The organism is Antrihabitans cavernicola (assembly GCF_008297975.1).
GTDB classification, from domain to species: domain Bacteria; phylum Actinomycetota; class Actinomycetes; order Mycobacteriales; family Mycobacteriaceae; genus Antrihabitans; species Antrihabitans cavernicola.
Genome location: NZ_VLNY01000022.1, coordinates 1 through 17,858, shown reverse-complemented (window position 1 = coordinate 17,858; position 17,858 = coordinate 1). Strand labels below are relative to the sequence as shown.

At 63.2% G+C, this 17,858-nt stretch carries 20 protein-coding genes and 2 pseudogenes; 13 read left to right on the top strand and 9 right to left on the bottom strand.

The window, feature by feature from the left end:
• Nucleotides 1–61: 61 nt before the first annotated feature.
• The 5 genes from sfnG (at nt 62) to FOY51_RS25090 (ending at nt 4,567) form a co-directional block, all read left to right on the top strand.
• Nucleotides 62–1,183 carry a dimethylsulfone monooxygenase SfnG gene (sfnG, locus tag FOY51_RS25110; RefSeq protein WP_149433008.1) on the top strand — a complete coding sequence of 374 codons (1,122 nt, stop codon included), beginning with the start codon at nt 62–64 and terminating at the stop codon, nt 1,181–1,183.
• Nucleotides 1,180–2,397, top strand: coding sequence for an SfnB family sulfur acquisition oxidoreductase (locus FOY51_RS25105; RefSeq protein ID WP_149433007.1), 1,218 nt, complete (start codon nt 1,180–1,182; stop codon nt 2,395–2,397). The genes sfnG and FOY51_RS25105 overlap by 4 nt, the downstream gene beginning before the upstream one ends.
• Nucleotides 2,398–2,430: 33 nt before the next feature.
• Complete coding sequence (locus FOY51_RS25100; protein ID WP_149433006.1) at nt 2,431–3,582, top strand: LLM class flavin-dependent oxidoreductase; 1,152 nt, start codon at nt 2,431–2,433, stop codon at nt 3,580–3,582.
• A gap of 152 nt (nt 3,583–3,734) precedes the next feature.
• The gene (locus FOY51_RS25095) at nt 3,735–4,085 is read left to right on the top strand and encodes an ArsR/SmtB family transcription factor (protein ID WP_149433005.1); all 351 of its coding nucleotides are present in this window, start codon (nt 3,735–3,737) and stop codon (nt 4,083–4,085) included.
• Entirely contained in the window at nt 4,082–4,567 is a 486-nt protein-coding gene (locus FOY51_RS25090; protein WP_149433004.1) for an SRPBCC domain-containing protein, read from the top strand. Before FOY51_RS25095 ends, FOY51_RS25090 begins: the two co-directional genes overlap by 4 nt.
• Here FOY51_RS25090 and FOY51_RS25085 read toward each other — a convergent pair.
• The 3 genes from FOY51_RS25085 to FOY51_RS25075 all read right to left on the bottom strand — a co-directional run bounded on the left by FOY51_RS25085 (nt 4,528) and on the right by FOY51_RS25075 (nt 8,529).
• On the bottom strand, nt 4,528–5,907 hold the full coding sequence (locus FOY51_RS25085) for an MFS transporter (RefSeq protein WP_149433003.1): 1,380 nt from the start codon (nt 5,905–5,907) through the stop codon (nt 4,528–4,530). The two genes, FOY51_RS25090 and FOY51_RS25085, sit on opposite strands and share 40 nt — an antisense overlap.
• Before the next feature lie 105 nt (nt 5,908–6,012).
• Nucleotides 6,013–6,552: a Dps family protein gene (locus FOY51_RS25080; protein ID WP_214633153.1), complete on the bottom strand. Its 540-nt coding sequence runs from the start codon at nt 6,550–6,552 to the stop codon at nt 6,013–6,015.
• 138 nt (nt 6,553–6,690) lie between these two features.
• Nucleotides 6,691–8,529, bottom strand: coding sequence for an acyl-CoA dehydrogenase (locus FOY51_RS25075; protein WP_149433040.1), 1,839 nt, complete (start codon nt 8,527–8,529; stop codon nt 6,691–6,693).
• Between the two features lie 302 nt (nt 8,530–8,831).
• Between FOY51_RS25075 and FOY51_RS25070 the strand changes: the two genes are divergently transcribed.
• A complete protein-coding gene (locus tag FOY51_RS25070; protein ID WP_235916745.1) occupies nt 8,832–9,482 on the top strand; it encodes an alpha/beta hydrolase family protein in 651 nt (216 codons plus the stop codon).
• On the opposite strand, the gene FOY51_RS25065 is transcribed toward FOY51_RS25070, so the two are convergent.
• From FOY51_RS25065 to FOY51_RS27335, 4 genes are all read right to left on the bottom strand, one after another.
• A complete protein-coding gene (locus FOY51_RS25065) occupies nt 9,441–10,100 on the bottom strand; it encodes a class I SAM-dependent methyltransferase (protein WP_149433001.1) in 660 nt (219 codons plus the stop codon). The genes FOY51_RS25070 and FOY51_RS25065 overlap by 42 nt on opposite strands.
• A 21-nt stretch (nt 10,101–10,121) precedes the next feature.
• Complete coding sequence (locus FOY51_RS25060; protein WP_149433000.1) at nt 10,122–11,240, bottom strand: glycoside hydrolase family 183 protein; 1,119 nt, start codon at nt 11,238–11,240, stop codon at nt 10,122–10,124.
• Between the two features lie 2 nt (nt 11,241–11,242).
• Complete coding sequence (locus FOY51_RS25055; RefSeq protein WP_149432999.1) at nt 11,243–12,352, bottom strand: glycoside hydrolase family 183 protein; 1,110 nt, start codon at nt 12,350–12,352, stop codon at nt 11,243–11,245.
• Nucleotides 12,353–12,561: 209 nt separating this feature from the next.
• Nucleotides 12,562–12,711, bottom strand: coding sequence for a hypothetical protein (locus tag FOY51_RS27335; RefSeq protein ID WP_187776466.1), 150 nt, complete (start codon nt 12,709–12,711; stop codon nt 12,562–12,564).
• 407 nt (nt 12,712–13,118) lie between these two features.
• Between FOY51_RS27335 and FOY51_RS25050 the strand changes: the two genes are divergently transcribed.
• From FOY51_RS25050 to FOY51_RS25035, 4 genes are all read left to right on the top strand, one after another.
• On the top strand, nt 13,119–13,310 hold the full coding sequence (locus FOY51_RS25050; RefSeq protein WP_149432998.1) for a hypothetical protein: 192 nt from the start codon (nt 13,119–13,121) through the stop codon (nt 13,308–13,310).
• A gap of 184 nt (nt 13,311–13,494) precedes the next feature.
• A complete protein-coding gene (locus FOY51_RS25045; protein WP_149432997.1) occupies nt 13,495–13,887 on the top strand; it encodes an STAS domain-containing protein in 393 nt (130 codons plus the stop codon).
• Nucleotides 13,888–13,906: 19 nt separating this feature from the next.
• On the top strand, nt 13,907–14,356 hold the full coding sequence (locus tag FOY51_RS25040; protein ID WP_149432996.1) for an ATP-binding protein: 450 nt from the start codon (nt 13,907–13,909) through the stop codon (nt 14,354–14,356).
• Nucleotides 14,357–14,424: 68 nt separating this feature from the next.
• Nucleotides 14,425–14,757: a hypothetical protein gene (locus tag FOY51_RS25035; protein ID WP_149432995.1), complete on the top strand. Its 333-nt coding sequence runs from the start codon at nt 14,425–14,427 to the stop codon at nt 14,755–14,757.
• Here the strand turns inward: FOY51_RS25035 and FOY51_RS25030 are convergent.
• Nucleotides 14,738–15,255: pseudogene (locus FOY51_RS25030) on the bottom strand (hypothetical protein). The gene FOY51_RS25035 and the pseudogene FOY51_RS25030 overlap by 20 nt on opposite strands.
• A gap of 74 nt (nt 15,256–15,329) precedes the next feature.
• On the opposite strand from FOY51_RS25030, the gene FOY51_RS25025 reads away from it, so the two are divergent.
• From FOY51_RS25025 to FOY51_RS25015, 3 genes are all read left to right on the top strand, one after another.
• Complete coding sequence (locus tag FOY51_RS25025) at nt 15,330–15,620, top strand: DUF1330 domain-containing protein (protein WP_149432994.1); 291 nt, start codon at nt 15,330–15,332, stop codon at nt 15,618–15,620.
• An 85-nt stretch (nt 15,621–15,705) separates the two neighbouring features.
• Nucleotides 15,706–16,473 carry an NAD(P)H-dependent oxidoreductase gene (locus tag FOY51_RS25020; protein ID WP_149432993.1) on the top strand — a complete coding sequence of 256 codons (768 nt, stop codon included), beginning with the start codon at nt 15,706–15,708 and terminating at the stop codon, nt 16,471–16,473.
• A gap of 62 nt (nt 16,474–16,535) precedes the next feature.
• Nucleotides 16,536–17,741, top strand: a complete 1,206-nt coding sequence (locus FOY51_RS25015; protein WP_149432992.1) for a lipase family protein — start codon at nt 16,536–16,538, stop codon at nt 17,739–17,741.
• Here FOY51_RS25015 and FOY51_RS25010 read toward each other — a convergent pair.
• A pseudogene (locus FOY51_RS25010) lies at nt 17,738–17,858 on the bottom strand (IS5 family transposase); the annotation flags it as partial. The gene FOY51_RS25015 and the pseudogene FOY51_RS25010 overlap by 4 nt on opposite strands.

Genomic DNA, 17,858 nt, shown 5'->3' with positions numbered 1-17,858 from the left:
GCCGAACCGTCGTTTGCCGAGACGCTGAGCCGTTGACCGACACCGCAACGCAAGGACGTACATGAGCACCGAGAAGATCGCCGACGAGATCAAGTTCGCCTACTGGGTTCCCAACGTCAGTGGCGGGCTGGTCACCTCCACCATCGAGCAGCGCACCAGCTGGGATTACGAGTACAACAAGAAGTTGGCGCAGACGGCCGAGAACAACGGCTTCGAGTACGCGCTGAGCCAGGTGCGTTACGAGGCCAGCTACGGCGCCGAGTTCCAGCACGAGTCGACGAGCTTCAGCCTCGCTCTGCTGTTGGCGACCGAGCGGCTCAAGGTGATCGCCGCGGTGCACCCAGGACTGTGGCAGCCTGCCGTACTCGCGAAGCTCGGCGCCACCGCCGACCACCTGTCGAACGGCCGCTTCGCCGTCAACGTCGTGAGTGGTTGGTTCAAGGACGAATTCACGCATTTGGGCGAGCCGTGGCTCGAGCACGACGAGCGTTACCGTCGCAGCGCGGAATTCCTGCAGGTGCTGCGCAAGATCTGGACCGAGGACGACGTCGACTTCCGTGGCGACTTCTACCGGATTCACGATTTCACGCTCAAGCCGAAGCCGCTCAACACACCCGAGCGCCCCAATCCCGAACTGTTCCAGGGCGGCAACTCCAGCGCGGCCCGCGTCAACGGTGGTCGGTACGCCGACTGGTACTTCAGCAACGGCAAGGACTTCGACGGGGTCACCGAGCAACTCGACGACCTGCGAACCCACGCAAGGGAAGCGAAGCGCGAGACCAAGTTCGGTCTCAACGGCTTCATCATCGCCCGAGATACCGAGAAGGAAGCTCGCGATACGTTGCGCGAGATCATCGAAAAGGCGAACAAGCCTGCGGTGGAAGGCTTCAAGGGCGCCGTGCAGCAGGCAGGTAACTCGACCGGCGACAAGAAGGGCATGTGGGCCGATTCGAGTTTCGAAGACCTGGTCCAGTACAACGACGGTTTCCGCACCCAGCTGATCGGTACACCCGAACAGGTGGCGCAGCGAATAGTGGCGTACCGCCAGCTCGGCGTCGATCTGATCCTCGGCGGCTTCCTGCATTTCCAGGAAGAGATCGAGTACTTCGGTGCCAACGTGCTGCCACTGGTTCGTGAGCTCGAGGCGCAGCAGGAGCCGGTCCTGGAGCCGGCGCGCGCGTGACGACGTCTCTCGATGTAGTTGTGCTCGCCGACGCTGACGAGGCGTTGGCGAGCACAGCTCGGTTGGCAGCCGAATTCCATAGCGGCGCATCGGAACGCGAGCAGGATCGCCGGTTGCCCGCTGTCGAGATCGAGCAGCTGTCGCAGGCCGGGATCTATGCCGCGACTGTCCCGGCGACTTACGGTGGTGCAGATGTACCGCCGTCGGTACTGGCCGAGATCATCCGACGCCTCGCCTACGCCGATCCGAACATCGCCCAGATTCCGCACAGCCACTTCGTGTACGTACACCTGCTGAAGGTGGCGGCGACCCCCGAACAACAGGAGTTCTTCTTCGGCGAACTGTTGGCGGGCAAACGATTTGCCAATGCCCAGTCGGAGCGTGGCGGCAAGACCATCACCGACATCGCGACCACGTTCACGCCCGACGGTGACGGCTTCCGGCTCACCGGCGCCAAGTACTACTGCACGGGAACGCTGTTCGCGAACTGGATTCCGGTCTTGGCTCGACTCGACGATCCGGAGGAACGGTCGTCGCTGCTTGCCGGTGACTATGTGCTCTACGTTCCTGCCGACTCGGCAGGGCTGCACATCGCCGACGACTGGAATGCGTTGGGTCAGAAGTTGACTGGCAGCGGCACTGTAACCCTGGATAATGTTGCTGTGCAGCCGGATTGGGTGGTGCCGCGCTCGCCTGCCTTCGACGGACCGACCAGCTACGGCGCCTACGCACAGTTGCTGCATGCCGCGATCGACGTCGGTATCGCCCGTGCCGCGCTCGACGAGGCGAAAGAGTTCGTTCGCACCAAGAGCAGGCCGTGGTTCGAGGCGAAGGTCGACAACGCCGTCGACGATCCACTGCTGGTTCAACGCTTCGGTGAACTCACCGTCAGCGTCGCTACTGCCGAAGCCACCCTGGTCGCAGCGGGCATCGCTGTCGATACCGCGTTCGCGCAGGCCAGCGACGACGCTGCACAGGCTGCGTCGGTCGCCGTGGCCGTCGCGAAGGTGGTCGGTGAGCGAAGCGCGCTCGAGGTGTCCTCGGCTATCTTCGAGGTATCGGGAACCCGCTCCGCCGGAGCCGAGCTGAACTTGGATCGGCACTGGCGAAACGCGCGAACGCACACGCTGCACGACCCCGCCCGGTGGAAGTACCAGCACATCGGTAGTGCTGTGCTCCGCGATGACGCACCGCCGCGCCACGGCTTGATTTGAAATGCTCGGCCCTGAAATGTCTGGAGTTATCGAATGAGCTTGTCTTTCCACTGGTTTCTGCCTACCTACGGCGATTCCCGCAACCTGATCGCCGGCGGGCACGGCACCGGCATGTCCGGTGATCGACCGGCAACGCTGAAGTACCTCAACCAAATCGGTTCGGCGGCCGAGGACAACGGCTTCGAGGCTGTTCTCACGCCGACCGGCGCCTGGTGCGAGGACGCGTGGCTGACGACGGCGATGATGGTGGAGACCACCGAGACGCTCAAATTCCTCGTCGCATTTCGGCCCGGACTGGTCAGCCCCACGCTCGCCGCACAAATGGCGACGACGTTCCAATGGCAGTCGGGTGGCCGATTGCTGCTCAACGTGGTCACCGGCGGTGAAACGCACGAACAGCAGGCGTACGGTGACTTCCTCGGCAAGGAAGAGCGCTACGAACGCTGCGGTGAGTTCCTCGACGTTGTTCGCAGTCTGTGGATCTCGCAGAGTCCGGTGACGTTCGAGGGCAAGCACATTCACGTCAAGGATGCCGCCCTCGGTCGCCAGCCGACGCCCACACCACCGGTGTTCTTCGGTGGGTCGTCGGGTCCGGCCGGTCCGGTCGCAGCGAAGTACGCCGACACCTATCTGACGTGGGGCGAGCCGCCTGCTGCGGTTGCGAAGAAGATCGAATGGATCCGCGGGCTCGGTGCCGAGCAGAACCGTGAACTCACCTACGGCCTGCGCGTCCACGTGATCAGCCGCGACACCTCTGAGCAGGCCTGGGCCGAGGCGGATCGGCTGCTGTCGCAGATCGATCCCGCGGATGTCGAACGCGTCCAAGCGAATTTGGCGCGCAGCGAGTCCGAGGGGCAGCGTCGCATGGTCGAGCTGCATGGTGGCAACACGGATCGGCTGGAGATCGCGCCCAACCTCTGGGCGGGTGTCGGTCTGGTCCGCGGCGGTGCGGGAACGGCGCTGGTCGGCTCGCACGAAGAGGTTGCGGATCGGTTGGCCGAGTACGCGGAAACCGGGGTCGACCATTTCATTCTCTCCGGCTATCCGCACCTCGAAGAGGCGTACTGGTTCGGCGAAGGTGTGTTGCCGATCCTCGAACGTCGCGGCCTGTGGAAGCACCCTGGCGGCCAGCGCAACAGCGGCGCTGCAACCGGCATCCCGTTCTCGGGGTCGCCCACCCGCTAGAAAAACGCGAGTCAGGGGTCCGCTTCCTCCACTAGACGTGGTGAGCGGACCCCTGACTCGCGTCCGGGGAAGGAGTTTGCGAACTCTCTTGACGACTCCATCACCGTATGGTTATCTATAACCAGTAAGTTACATAACGGAATGGTTATCAAATGACCGACGATCAGCTCGATCTCGTGTTCAGCGCTTTGGCCGACCGCACCCGCCGCGCCATCCTGGCTCGGCTGAAGCGGGAGGACAGCAACGTCGGCGCGCTCACCGCACAGTTCTCGATGTCGCAACCTGCGATCTCGAAGCATCTCAAGGTGCTCGAGCAGGCGGGCCTGATCTCACGCAATCGACAGGGCACCATGCGCCTGAGTCATCTCGAAGCCGAACCGTTGAAGGACGCCACCGACTGGCTGGCCGACTATCGAGCTTACTGGGACGAGAGCTACTCCAGGCTGGACGAGCTCCTCGGCGAAATGAACACCACCACAACACTTTCGAAGGAGCAGTCATGACAACCACCGACACCCTGCAGATCACTGCGGTCTCCGGCACCCAGAACATCGAGATCACCCGCGAATTCGCTGCGACGCCGGAACAGCTGCTGCGGGCGCACACCGACCGCGACCTCTACGGCCGTTGGGTCGGCCCCAAGGGCTACGAGATGATCATCACCGAGTTCGAGCCGCGCCACGGCGGCAAGTACGCCTACATCCACCGCAACCCGGCGGGCACGGAGTTCTCGTTCCGCGGCGTCTTCCACGGCGATCCATCGGTGGAAACCGGTGTGACCCAGACGTTCGAGTACCTCGGCGTGCCGGATGTCGGATTCGGGACGGTGACGTTCGAGGATCTCGGAAACGGCCGGACTCTGCTACGTGAACGCTCGGTGTTCCCGAGCGTCGAGTCCCGCGACGGGATCATCGAAGCCGGCATGGAACACGGTGTGCGCGAGGGCTACGACAAGCTCGACGAACTCCTGGCCGCCGGTGCCTGAGTCTCGGTCGCGAGTCGCCGAACATCCTCGTCGTCGATGGACTGCAGCGAGATCCCTTTGGTCTCACGGGTGAAGTAGACGGCGACGAGGGTGATCAGCGCTCCCAGCAGCAGATAGATCGCGATCGGTACCGACGAATGGTAGTGCTGCAGCAACCGAGTTCCGATGATCGGCGCGAGTGAACCGGCCACGATCGACGTCACCTGATAGCCAAGGGACACACCGGAATACCGCATCCGGGTCGGGAACATTTCCGCCATCAACGCGGGCTGTGGCGAGTACATGAGAGCGTGGATCAGGAGACCGATGATGATCGCGCTCATGATCACGAAGTAGTGCCCGGAGTTCATCATCGGGAACGCGAAGAAGCCCCAGGTGCCCGCGAGCACTGCGCCGACGAAGTACACCGGCCGCCTGCCGATGTTGTCGGACAGCCTGCCCACCAACGGAATTGCGATGAAGTGCGCGGCGTGTGCGGCCAGCATGTACCAGAGGATAGTGCTGGTGTCGGCCTTCACCTCCACCTTCAGATAGGTGATGGAGAACGTGACCACCAGGTAGTACATGAGGTTCTCGGCGAATCGGAGGCCCATGGCGGTGAAGACTCCGCGCGGATAGCGCTTGAGCACCTCGACGACACCGTACGACGCCGCCTTGATACGCGCTGTTTCCTCCTGTGCCGCAACGAAGATCGGTGCATCGGTGACCTTGGTGCGGATGTAGTACCCGACGAGCACGATCACTGCCGATGCCCAGAAACCGACCCGCCATCCCCAGCTGAGGAACGCGTCGTCGGAAAGCGTCTCGACCATCGTCAGCAGGATCACCGTCGCGAGAATGTTGCCGACCGGCACCGCGGCTTGCGGCCAGCTGGCCCAGAAACCACGGTCTCGATCGGGGCTGTGTTCCGCGACGAGCAATACCGCGCCGCCCCACTCGCCGCCGACGGCAAATCCTTGGATGAACCGCAGGATCACCAAAAGCGTTGGCGCCCAATAACCGACTTGGCCGTACGTGGGCAGGCAGCCCATCAGTACCGTCGAACCGCCGACCAACAACAGGCTGAACTGCAGCAACTGCTTGCGACCGTACTTGTCGCCGAAATGGCCGAAGACTATGCCGCCGATCGGGCGGGCGGCGAAACCGACGGCGTAGGTGATGAACGCCGCGAGAATGGCGTCGAGGTCGTCACCGGTGTTGGCGAAGAAGACCTTGCTGAACACCAACGTGGCAGCGGTGCCGTAGAGAAAGAATTCGTACCACTCCACCACCGTGCCCGCCATCGATGCGGCGACGACTCGGCGCAAACCTGTAGGCACGCTCTTGACGGGTGTCGTCATCGAACCCCTCCTTCGACTTAAGTGACGCGGATCACGCGCAATTGTCGAAGGATAGGGGAAAGGGGCCGGGCAGCAGTGCCCGGCCCCTCACGTTTGTCTCGTTTCTCAGCTGGCCTTCTTGGCAGCCGTCTTTTCGGTTTTCGCGCCGCGGGTCGACAGCTCGCCGCCCGAATTCTCCAGATGCGCGCGCACGAACCAGTGGAACAGTTCGAGTTTCCCGCTCTGCCCGATCAGCAGATCCTCCGTGACCGGGTCGATCTTGCCTGTCGCCGTGATTGCCGCACGGTGGCCTTCGATCACGCCCGCGTAGACCAGATCCAGCGCACCGAGGTGCTCGATGGTGTCGGCACGGCCGATCGAGTATTCGTTCCAGGTGCGGTTCTTCACCAACGCGCCCGGCGTACCTGTTGCGACCGCCCCGAGCGTCGCGATCCGCTCGGCGACGTCGTCGGCGAAACCGCGAACGGTGTCCACCTGCGGATCGAGCATCTCGTGCACAGCGATGAAATTGGGCCCGACCACGTTCCAGTGGATGTGCTTGAGCGTCAGATGAAGGTCGTTGAGTGCGTTCAGCCGATCCTGCAGCGCCTCGGCGACCTTCTTGCCTTCGTCCGCCTTCAGACCGGGAACCGTGTACGTGTGGATGTCCGTCATAACGTCCTTCCCTTGCTTACGTCGTACCGAGCGATTACCCGACGGGATCGGCTCCGAAACAGGGTGTGAACGACGACACCCCCGAACCTGTGTGGTTCGGGGGTGTCGTCTCGAGGGCTGCAGTTGGTATCAGAACGCAGCTTCGTCGAGCTCCATGATGTCGTTCTCGATGTTCGACAGGATGGCGCGAGTCGACGTGAGCTCGGGCAGCACGTTCTTCGCGAAGAAGGACGCAACCGCGACCTTGCCCTCGTAGAACGACTTGTCTTTGCCCGAATCCGCTCCGTTGTCCAAGGCTGCGACGGCGATCGCGGAGTGGCGAAGCAGCTGCCAGCCGATCACCAGGTCGCCGACCGCGAGCAGGAAGCGGACCGAACCGAGGCCGACCTTGTACAGCTCGGTCGGGGTCTGCTGGGCACCCATGAGGTGAGCGGTCAGCGTTGCCGCCATCGCCTGCACGTCTTCGAGAGCGGTAGCGAGCAGCGCGCGCTCCGCCTTCAGCCGACCGTTGCCTGCGTCGCTGTCGATGAACTTCTGCACCTCGCCTGCAACGTGCGCCAGCGCGACGCCACGGTCGCGGGCGATCTTGCGGAAGAAGAAGTCCTGCGCCTGGATCGCGGTGGTGCCCTCGTACAGCGAGTCGATCTTCGCGTCGCGGATGTACTGCTCGATCGGGTAGTCCTGCAGGAAGCCGGAGCCACCGAAGGTCTGCAGCGAATCGGTCAGGTACTGGTAGGCGCGCTCGGAGCCGACGCCCTTGACGATCGGGAGCAGCAGATCGTTGACGCGGAACGCGACGTCCTTGTCCGCGCCGGAGACATGCTTGGCGATGTCGTCGTTCTGGTGTGCGGCGGTGTAGAGGTAGACCGCACGCAGGCCCTCGGCGTACGCCTTCTGCATCATCAGGCTGCGACGCACGTCCGGGTGGTGCGTGATGGTGACGCGAGGAGCGGCCTTGTCGGTCATCTGGGTCAGGTCGGCACCCTGGACGCGCTCCTTGGCGTAGTCCAGTGCATTGAGGTAACCGGTCGACAGGGTGGCGATGGCCTTGGTGCCGACCATCATGCGAGCGTTCTCGATGACGTCGAACATCTGCGCGATGCCGTTGTGGACCTCGCCGACCAGCCAGCCCTTGGCGGGAACGCCGTGGCCACCGAAGGTGACCTCACAGGTGGCCGAAACCTTCAAGCCCATCTTGTGCTCGACACCCGTGACGAAGACGCCGTTGCGCTCGCCGAGCGTCTCGGTGTCGAAGTCGAAGTGATACTTCGGCACGTAGAAGAGAGACAGGCCCTTGGTGCCCGGGCCTGCACCCTCGGGGCGTGCCAGCACCAGGTGCATGATGTTCTCGAACAGGTCATCGGAGTCGCCCGAGGTGATGAAGCGCTTGACACCTTCGATGTGCCAGGTGCCGTCGTCCTGCTTGATCGCCTTGGTGCGGCCTGCGCCGACGTCCGAACCGGCGTCCGGCTCGGTCAGCACCATGGTGGCGCCCCAGTTGCGCTCGGAGATCGCGGCAGCCCACTTCTTCTGCTCTTCGGTGCCGTTGTTGTAGAAAACCTGGGAGAAGCCGCCGCCCGCGGCGTACATCTGCGCGGCGGGGTTGGCGCCCAGGATCATTTCGGACAGCGCCCAGGTGACGGGACTGGGTGCGCCGAGACCGCCGAGCTCCTCACGGACGCCGACCTTGGACCAGCCGCCGTCTTCGAGCGCCTTGTAGGACTTCTTGAACGCTGCCGGAAGAGTCACGGCGTGGGTTTCGGGATCGAACGTCGGCGGATTGCGGTCGGCGTCGGCGAACGAGTCGGCCAGCGGCCCCTCGGCGAGGCGGCGAACTTCGCTCAGCATCTCGCGGACGGTGTCGGAGTCCAGGTCGCCGTACGCGCCGGTCTTCAAGACGTCGTCGAGGCCCAGGGACTCGAAAAGGTTGAATTCCAGGTCGCGGACGTTGCTCTTGTAATGGCCCATCGTGTCTCTTCGCTCTCCATTGAGGTGGTGCGGTCCGGGGGTGTCCGGTCCCGCCCATGCGGTGTCGCTCAACTGCAGTGCTACTCGACAGTGCTACTGGTGAGTAACTTAACCGCCATATTACTACCGGGTAGCCATAACCGCCAAGAGTCCGTCGGTCAATTGTGATACGAAGCACATTTGCTGCGAAAGTGTGAAACAGCCTGCCGAACAACAACTTTCGCGGCCTGTTTCATCGAAAATCATGAGGATTCCGTCATGTTTGTCGGAAACGGCAGCGGTGAACGGGTTACGGTCGATCCATGGAACCCCGAGCGTCGCGAGAAATCGAACCCGGAGTGGTGCGGAAGAGGAACATCGTCGTGCCTACTGCCGCGGGGGACGCCCATGTCGCCCTGGACGGCCGTACGAGTCCTCGGTTCCTCCTCGTTCTCACGCACGGAGCGGCCGGGGGAGTCGAGGCGCCCGACCTGCTGGTGGTGCGCCGAGTCGCCGTCGAACTCGGTGGCGCCGTCGCTCGGGTGCTGCAGCCGTATCGGGTCGCAGGTGGTCGGGCGCCGGGATCGGCGGTCAAGCAGGATGCGGCGTGGGTGGAGATCGTCACCGATCTTCGTAAGCGATTCAAGGGTGTGCCGCTGATCCAGGGCGGCCGCAGCAACGGTGCCCGCGTCGCCTGTCGCACCGCACCCGAACTGCAGCCGACGGGGATCATCGCACTCGCCTTCCCGCTGCACCCACCCGGCAAGCCGGAGATGACTCGGGTCGCCGAATTGCGTTCCGCCGGAACCGAAGTGGTGGTTCTTAACGGCGATCGTGATCCGTTCGGAATGCCCGACGCCGCCGATGCCACTCTGGTTCATGCCCTGCCGGGCGAGACGCACGCCATGAAGAAGAGCGCGAAAGAGATTGCCTCAGTTGTCGATCCGTGGCTGCGCAGGTGGAGCGACAGTTAGTTCGGTGACATCAACGGCAGAAGGAACCTTGGTCGCCACGACCAGAGCATCGATGGCGTCGCCTGCCTCCGTCGGCCGCAGCCGTTTCTCCGCGACCAACACCTCGAGGGTGTCCGCGATGTCGTGCACGACGTCCTCCGGTGTGAACAGAACGCCGGGATCCTGCGGGCCGCCGACACCGTCGGCGATGTTGGACGAATCGTGGCCGAGCACCAACAGAACGCCGGCGTCGTTCAGCGCCGCTATCGCGTTGTAGAGGACCGTTCGGCGTTGGGGCGCAGGGAGATGCAGGTACACCAGCAGAACGAGGTCGTAGCCGGGTTCCGATGTGTGCGTGGTGACGTCCGCGCGCACCCAGTCGATCCGTTCGCGTACCGATCGCGGCGACCGCGTCGCAACCGTGCGCGCCTTGTCGATCGCCACCTGCGAATAGTCGACGGCCGTGACATCCCAGCCTCGCGTCGCGAGCCAGATCGCGTTTCGGCCCTCGCCGCACGCCAGATCGAGAGCGCGGCCGCGATGCAGGGAGGTAACTTGCTCCACCACAACGGTGTTCGGTGCGGCACCCCATACCAAGTCGGTAGCGGCGTAGCGCGCATTCCATTCGGCGGCGTCCACGAGGCTCCGATCCTTCGGCAGTTACAGGCGGGTGTGCATGAGCATGACGTTGTAACTACGGTACGTGGTCACCAGGAAGTAGAGGTCGGAGCCGGTGGACCACGGGTGGATGTACGCGCCGTACAGCTGCGGAATCTCGTTGCCGCCCAGGATGGATTCGGGCGGACCCCACGGTCCGGTCAGGCTGGCCGATTTGCGCATGACGATGTTGTTGGCCTGATCCGCGTACAGCGCGATGTACTGACCGAGGTAGTCGTTGTACTGCACCGACAATTCGCTGACCGGTGCGGGCAGCACCGGAACGGCGGCGTTGACGTCGCCCTTCTTCCAGTCCTTGCCGGTCCAGTACTCGTAGGCGCCGAGGTCGCGGATCGCTGCCTCCGGGACGCGGGCGAGTCGGGCGTCGCCGAATCGTCCTGACGGCGTACCGAATTGGTAGACGTAGCCGCCTTCTTTGACATACGCGGCCATCTGGAAATTGTGGTCGCCGCTACCAGGAAGATTGGTGCGTCGTGGCGGTTCGATGAACCAGTTCTCGCCGTTGTCGGGGGACGATGCCAGGCCGGAGAAATTGGTGTCCCACTCTCCCGGCGGGCCCCAACTTCGCACGGACATGAAATTCATGTACTGGATTCCGCCGACTTCGACTCCGGCAGTGGGGATCACGCTGGTTTCGACCCCGGGAATCTTGAGGCTGCGTACCAGTTCCTTCGCGTGGATCGGGTTGTCGAGCGGGGCGCTGTCGATCCCCATGCCGTCGCTCAGAACGTGGTCGGAGCTACGGAACAGAACGTTGCTGCGCCAATCGCCGACGATGCCGTTGGCGCTGAAGGTGTCGAGACCGAGGCCGACGGTGTCACCGAATGCGGTCAGCACCTGACCGTGACCGTTGTCCCACATCACGCCGAGATCGGTGCCGAGAACGTTGAAGCGGCCCACGGTGTTGTTGGGGCTGGACGGTCCGGTGAAGAAGGAGACCGCCTGGGTGCGTCCCGTGAGGTGCGGGAGTTGTCCGTCGGTGCCGTTGATGTACGGAATGGGATTGACACCGCCGGGGACGGCGTCGGCAGGCGAGGCGAAGAACGTCAGAGCGGCCAGGGTCACCGCTGCTGCACCGGTGAGCCCTGATCGTCTTTCCATGGTCAGCCCAAGCTCGTCTTCATCAACACCACGTTGTACTGCGAATGCACCGTGGTGAGGAAGTAGAGGTCGGATCCGGTTTGGTACGGGTAGATCGACGGTGCGTACGCGGTCGGCAGCTCGCGTGTGTCGATCAGCACCTGGGGCGGACTCCACGGACCGGTGGGCGACGGTGCCTTACGCATGACGACGGAGTTGAACGGGTCCGTCGTGAGCATCACGTACTGACCGAGGAACTGGTTGTACTGCACGGACAGTTCGCCGACACCGCTTGCGATCGGCGTCGCGGCGTTGACGTCGCCCTTCTTCCAATCCTTGCCGTTCCAGTACTCGTACTCGGCCATGTTGCGGATGTCGTGTTCCTTCACCCGGGAGACGAAGGCGTTGCCGCCACGGCCCGGCGTGGTGCCGTACTCGTAGACGAAGCCGCCGTCCTTGAGGAACGCGTTCATCTGGAAGTTCTTGTTGCCGCCATCGGACGGCCTGCGTGTCTCGGGTGCTTCGGCCCAGTTCTCGCCGTTGTCACCGGACACCGCGAGTCCGGAGAAGTTGGTCTCCCATTGACCGGGCTGGCCCCAGTTCTTCACCGACATCAGGCTCATGTACTGGACGCCGTCCACGGAAACGCCTGCCGTGGGTATGCGGCTGATCTCGATGAACGGAATCTTGGGGCTGGGGATCAGATCCTTGGCCTGCCCGAAGATGTCCTTGACGACGCTGTCGTAGTGGATGCCGTGCGACGGATCCTGACCGTTCGAGCGAAGCAGGATGTTGCTCCGCCACGCGTAGATGCTGCCTGCCAACAGGTTCGGAAAGCCGAGCCCAGCCGAATCGCCGTATGCGGTCAGCATGTCGCCACGTCCGCTGTCCCACATGATGCCGAGGTCGGTGCCGAGCACGTTGTAGTTCTGAGTGTTGTTCGGGCTGGCCATGCCGGTGGCCTGGAAGACCGCGCGAGTGTTGCCGTGCAGGATCGGCAGGCCGTTGGTGCCGTTGAGAACGGGGAACGGATTGATCGCGTTCGGATCAGCGGAAGCGGGGCTGCTGAACACCAGCACCGACGCAGTCGCGACAGCAACAGCTGCCAATCCGAGCGAACCAGTGCGTTTCACCTAAGCGCCCCATTCTTCCTTCAGCCGCGAACCGCGACTCGAAACGACGGAATCCTAACAAACGAAAATCGGCCGAGCGAGACGTAGCTTTCGACAGCGTAACTAACAAGAAGGTTGAACTTCGATGTTCAGAATCGGCTGGTTGGGCAAAGCTCGCGAACAGGACGGCGTCGTCCGGGTGTGACTGGTGTGGTGAATGAGGCGTGGATTCAGTGCCGTATTTCGACGCCGTGAGCGGCTTCGGGATCGCTGATCGGACGCACTTCGGACCTGTGGCCGTTGGAGCAGATGCGGGCAAAGACCACCGCCAGTGGGACGGATATCACCACCCACGCTCCAACGATAATTGCAATGACCACATTTTCAGTGTGCCAGGGAGCGGCCCTTTCGCCCAGCCCCAGCAGGCAAAACCCGCAACGATCTGGGCTTATGCTGGCAACTTTTTCGCAACATAGCAGAATTTCTCGCAAAACTAGCCCTCGGAATCCTCTTAATTCGCATCGACGCGAAGTGCGAATCCGGCGAGTCGGACACCATGCTGCCCCTCCGATTCGGGCCTCCCGATCGGTCCGGATCGCACCTGTTTCGGGTGCCTCTTCGTTCGGCTCACTGTCGGTGCGACGAATCGGGAGATTTCACCGATACCGACCCGCCAGGGCGGTTTCGAAAATAAGTGTCTGACACGCGCGGCTCCGGCGGTCTCGGGTTGCGATTGACGGTTTGTCGCGGTGGGTACCTGACGAGGAAACCGCGAAGGAGGATCGGCATGGCGGAGCAAGAGAACGATGTGCAGCGCTCGGCAACGGCAGGCGCGGAGCGAGACGACGCGTTGGCGAAGACGCTCGATGATATCGAGGAGCGCGTCACCGAGGAGCGCAAGGACGAAGGGAAGCCCGGAAACGTCGACGACCGGGCCGAAACCGAGCAGATAGACAGTGCAGACCAAGCGCCCGAGTGATCGTCAGGCCGGCGTAGCCAAGCGCCGTCGTGCATCGATCGTGCATCGGTGGTGCATCGGAACGGAATCTCGTAAGGTTGCGACGACGGTTGAGCCAACAGCCGGAGCAGGATGCTGGCGCAGCGTGGTCGAACCGTCGTACCAACGTGTCGGCGATGGAACGCGCATGGAGGTTTCGGGAACGATGTCGGATTCTGACGCTGTCAGTGGAGGCGCAACCCCTTTCGGTTCCCAAGGTTTCGAGATCGCCGTTGCATGGAACGGCCGAATTGTCGTTCTTTCGGTATTCGGATCGCTCGACATGGTGTCCGCGCCGCAGCTGAGCGAATCGATCCTCAATGCGCTCGCGAACAAGCCCGCCGCAATCATCGTCGATCTCACGGGTGTCGAGTTCCTTGCTTCGGCAGGCATGACGGTATTGGTCGCTGCAAACGAACAGGCAAAGGAGAGCGTTCCGTTCGGCGTTGTCGCGGACGGGCCTGCCATCGGTCGACCCATGAAGATGGTGGGTCTGGACAAGGAACTCACGATGTATTCCACCGTCGACGCGGCGCTTGCTGCGATGTCGGCAGCCTGACGGGACACCGATTGCGCCGATGAGCGAAGTCGCCGACAACTCGACCTCCGGAACCGCCGATGTGGCGAGCTCCGGAAGTTGGTCGACGGAGGCGACCCCGACCGGGGCGGCGGTACTTCGTAAGGCATTGACGTTCTGGCTGTCGACCAACTTCGACTTGAGTCGAGAGCGCTTGAGTGACATAGCTTTAGCGGCCAACGAGGCCCTCGCGAACGTCGTCGAGCATGCCTACGGCATCACCGAGGATCTTCCGCTGGTCGAACTCGACGTCATGCACGACACCGACTCGGGTCGCATCGTCGTCACGGTGACCGATCGCGGGCACTGGCGCATCCCGGCGGCCGACCCCCTGCACTTGCGGGGTCGTGGCCTGCCGTTGATGAAGGCGCTCGCCTCGGACGTGGTGTTCGACAAAGCCGACAGCGGTACGCGGGTTCGACTCACGTGGGAGATCGAGCGGGCGCGTTAGCCCCGCGTACTCGGTTACTTACCCCGAGGTAATCGCCACCACGACATCGCGTGCCTAGCGTTGACGGCATGAGCAATTCACAGAGGCCAAGTCGGTTGGTGCGTTTGATACTTCGACTCGATCAGGCGGGATCGTTTTGGTTCATTCCGATCGCACTGGTGACAGCGCCGGCACTCGTGTTCATGGACCCGGGTCGGATCGTGGTGACTCTCGTATGGAGCGTGCTGGCCGGCTACGCCCTGTGGCTTGGGCTGCTCGGTGTGTTCATGGCCATCGGGCTCACGCTGTCGATGGCCCGAGGCGTCGAATTTCCGGACCGGTGGTGGGAAACGATGTTGAAATACGACCCGAAAAGCGTTCCGGGCGAGAGTGTTTCCGGGATCACAGGATCCCGGGAATGAGGGCCTTTCGGTTGGCGGGGTAGTCGACGAATTTGTCGCGGTACCACCGATGCGTTGCGATGGCTCGCGGCACCAGATAGCGGAATCCGCCGCCGTGCGGGACGGTGTACTCCGACGAAGCTGCGTTGTTCTTGGGTCGGAGGTTGCGCACGATGTGTTCCGACGACACGGTGAGGGAGAAGCCCGCCAGATAGATCACCAGGCCGACGACGAACCGTGGGTCGGTGAGCCAGGATCGCGTCAAATGTGTTCCGTACGTGGTGAACCACGTCGCGTTCAAGTATCCGTGCATGGCGGTGACGAACATGCCGCAGCCAACACGGCAACGCTGAAGGTGCTCTTCTTGCCGGGCACCACGCGTAACGACAGCGGAAAGAACCAGCCGCGGTTCAGATAGTGCATCGTCCAGATGAAGCCGAGGACCAACGGCGTGATCTCGCCTGCGCGGTCACCGCTGACGATCGTGAAAGCGGCGCAGACGAAGCCGATGGTGAGCACCGTGTCGTACGTCGCGTTGCCGGTCTACCAGGTCATCGAGATGACCTTAGACGGGGTGGTGCAGGATGAGGCGCATGAGCGTGTATTGGGTGAGTTACTACCACGAGATCCGCGACGAGCAGAAGATGGCGGCGTACGCCGAGCTGGCGGGTCCGGCGCTGCGCGAGGCCGGTGGGACGATCCTCACCCGCGGCGATTCCGAGCACCACTACGAGCACGGTGGTCCGGGGAAAGTGGTCATCATCGAGTTCGCGTCGATGGAGGCGGCTGTCGCGGCACACGACAGTGCGGCGTATCAGCACGCGCTTACCGTCCTCGACGACGGGGTCGTCCGCGAGATCCGGTTCGTCCCGGGGATCGACTGAGCCGAAAGCCTCGATCACGGCCGAGCACGGAATGCTCAGCAGGTGGGCCTCGTTGCACCGAAGACGGTGCGACGAAAGGACAGACGTGCGAGTGCTGTGGGTGTTGGCCCATCCCGATCCTCGATCGTTGAACGGCAGCCTGCGCGACCACGGCATACGCACGCTGCGTGAGCAGGGACACGAGGTCCTGGAATCTGATCTCTATGCCATGAAGTGGAATCCCGTTGTCGACCATGACGATTTCGGTCATGACCCTGCTCAGCGGCTCGACGTGTTGACCGAATCCGAGCAGGCGTTGCACACCGGCACCCTCAGCCCGGATATCCGCAGCGAGCAGGACAAGCTCTTGTGGGCCGACACGGTGGTGTTTCAGTTTCCGCTCTGGTGGTTCGGTCCGCCGGCAATTCTCAAGGGCTGGTTCGACCGGTTGTTCGTGCAGGGGTTCGCGCAGACCGTGATCGATCCGGCCACCGGTCGAGCACGTCGCTACGGTGACGGCGGTCTGGTCGGGCGGCGAGCGCTGGTGATCACGACGATCGGCGCGAAGGCGGCGACCACCGGTCCGCGTGGGATTCACGGCGACGTCGACGATCTGCTGTTTCCGCTGCTGCACGGCACGATCTGGTACACCGGAATGGATGCGCTGCGACCGTTCGTGGTGAACAGTGCCCTGGGCCTGTCGACGACCGAATACGACACTGTCGCAGCAGAACTCGCGAAGCGTCTGGCGTCGTTACCCGATGAGCGGCCCATTCCCTTTCGCAGCCAGAACGGTGGCGATTACGACGACCACCTGGTGCTCCGCCCCGAGTGTGACGCTGGCGCGGCCGGGTTGCGAGTGCATTACCGCTGAGGCAAGGTTATTCCTGCGGCTGAGGAATCTGGCCGTCGGGGGCGCAATCATGGGGGCGACAGATGAAAAGCGCACGGGCATTGGTCGTGGCGGCACTCACAGTTGTGTTTGCCGCACAATCGGTTTCGGTCACCGCGAACGCACGGCCACTGACGGCGCTGACGGGACCGGTCTTCGACTCGGGCATCGACGCCGCGCACTACAACGGACCGATTCCGGCTCGCGGGCAGATCATCGCACGGGCAGATCTGGATCCGCACGTCCGAATTCCGAATGCGGGCAAGCAGTTCCGCGTGTTGTATTCGACCGTCGACGGCAACGGTCGTCCTGCGGTCAGTTCGGCGGCCATCTATCTGCCGGATGCGCCGCCGCCACCGGGCGGATATCCGCTGTTGGCGTACGCGCACGGCACCACCGGGATCGGTGACGGCTGCGCGCCGTCCACCGTCGAGGATCTGGATCAGTTGATCCAGGATCGCAGCAAGTGGCTGCGCCAAGGGTATGCGCTGGTCGCATCCGACTACGCGGGCCTCGGAACGCCTGGCGTGCACGACTTTCTGGGAACGCAAGTCGCCGCGACGAGTGTGACCGATGCCGTCATCGCCGCCAAGCGCGCCGACTTCCCGCTCACCGGCAAGTGGGCGGTCTACGGTCACTCGCAGGGCGGGCAGGTGTCATTGGCAACGGCGCGCTACGCGACCGAGCTGACTCGCGGTACGGGATTGGACTTTCGAGGTGCGGTCGCGACAGCGCCACCCGCGAATCTGGAAACCGTGCTCCCCGCGCTGGGCCCGGACTCGCCGCCTTTCGCCTTGCCATCTGGGTTGGCGACGTTCCCGCTGTACGTGCTGAACGGGCTGGCACATGAGCATCCCGAGCTCGGCATCGACAATGTGCTGACCCCGTTGGGGCAGGAGTGGATGGCGAAGGCGCGAGATCTCTGTGTCGACAATCTGGGAACGGCGCTGGGCAATGTCGATCTGCGCCAGTTCTTCTCGGCTCCGCTGTCGAGCGTGCCGAACTTCGAGACGGTCCTGCGCGAGTACATGCAGGTGCCGTTCTCCGGTTACGACCGCCCGATCTTCCTTGGCCATGGCGCCGTCGACACACTCGCGCCGATCGTAACGTCGTTGTCATTGGCCGCACAGATGACAACGGCCGGACAGCCCGTGGAATACCACGTCTATCCGACCGCTGACCACAACACGCTCGGCGATCAGGACTTCGCCGATGTGACGGCGTTCCTGCATCGCATCATGGCTGACTAGGGCGTGTCTCTCAATTGGTTGGCTCCGACGCGGGCGTGGATGACGGCGCAGGCCAGCAGGACACCACCGAGGTAGGTCAGGGCGTATTTGTCGTAGCGGGTCGCGATACCGCGCCAC

What these genes read in the sequence shown, in the direction of transcription:
- sfnG (WP_149433008.1), top strand. Translation starts at nt 62, where the DNA reads ATGAGCACCGAGAAGATCGCCGACGAGATCAAGTTCGCCTACTGGGTT.
- FOY51_RS25100 (WP_149433006.1), top strand. Translation starts at nt 2,431, where the DNA reads ATGAGCTTGTCTTTCCACTGGTTTCTGCCTACCTACGGCGATTCCCGC.
- FOY51_RS25095 (WP_149433005.1), top strand. Translation starts at nt 3,735, where the DNA reads ATGACCGACGATCAGCTCGATCTCGTGTTCAGCGCTTTGGCCGACCGC.
- FOY51_RS25090 (WP_149433004.1), top strand. Translation starts at nt 4,082, where the DNA reads ATGACAACCACCGACACCCTGCAGATCACTGCGGTCTCCGGCACCCAG.
- FOY51_RS25085 (WP_149433003.1), bottom strand. Translation starts at nt 5,907, where the DNA reads ATGACGACACCCGTCAAGAGCGTGCCTACAGGTTTGCGCCGAGTCGTC.
- FOY51_RS25075 (WP_149433040.1), bottom strand. Translation starts at nt 8,529, where the DNA reads ATGGGCCATTACAAGAGCAACGTCCGCGACCTGGAATTCAACCTTTTC.
- FOY51_RS25070 (WP_235916745.1), top strand. Translation starts at nt 8,832, where the DNA reads ATGGAACCCCGAGCGTCGCGAGAAATCGAACCCGGAGTGGTGCGGAAG.
- FOY51_RS25060 (WP_149433000.1), bottom strand. Translation starts at nt 11,240, where the DNA reads ATGGAAAGACGATCAGGGCTCACCGGTGCAGCAGCGGTGACCCTGGCC.
- FOY51_RS25050 (WP_149432998.1), top strand. Translation starts at nt 13,119, where the DNA reads ATGGCGGAGCAAGAGAACGATGTGCAGCGCTCGGCAACGGCAGGCGCG.
- FOY51_RS25045 (WP_149432997.1), top strand. Translation starts at nt 13,495, where the DNA reads ATGTCGGATTCTGACGCTGTCAGTGGAGGCGCAACCCCTTTCGGTTCC.
- FOY51_RS25040 (WP_149432996.1), top strand. Translation starts at nt 13,907, where the DNA reads ATGAGCGAAGTCGCCGACAACTCGACCTCCGGAACCGCCGATGTGGCG.
- FOY51_RS25035 (WP_149432995.1), top strand. Translation starts at nt 14,425, where the DNA reads ATGAGCAATTCACAGAGGCCAAGTCGGTTGGTGCGTTTGATACTTCGA.
- FOY51_RS25025 (WP_149432994.1), top strand. Translation starts at nt 15,330, where the DNA reads ATGAGCGTGTATTGGGTGAGTTACTACCACGAGATCCGCGACGAGCAG.
- FOY51_RS25015 (WP_149432992.1), top strand. Translation starts at nt 16,536, where the DNA reads ATGAAAAGCGCACGGGCATTGGTCGTGGCGGCACTCACAGTTGTGTTT.